We start from the raw sequence: 260 nt of genomic DNA, 5'->3' as shown, positions 1-260 counted from the left end.
CTGACGTATTTTTTCACAATTTCCAATACTTGGGGACCATTCAGACGCTTGCTATAGTCTCGGGTAACCAAGTCCCACATCACAATGGTGTATCGATTCTTCAATACGATGTATTGTCCCCAACGCATCCAACCATGTGGCGGACGAAAGAGATTACTTTTAATCAATTCATCGGCTTTATTTGTATTCTCTAGATAGTTATAACTAAGGTGTTTGAATCCACCGATATGGTTGAATGTATGATTTCCCACCCGATGTCC

At 40.8% G+C, this 260-nt stretch carries 1 protein-coding gene; it reads right to left on the bottom strand.

The genetic code is table 11. The features are described 5' to 3' along the window. Window positions 1-260 (bottom strand): polysaccharide deacetylase family protein (locus RAD04_RS38915; RefSeq protein WP_461627999.1); only part of this gene is annotated, 260 nt, incomplete at both ends.

The organism is Bradyrhizobium sp. 25ACV (assembly GCF_054863005.1).
The sequence above is the reverse complement of the archived record's forward strand: the minus strand, read 5'-3'. Positions and strand labels throughout refer to the sequence as shown.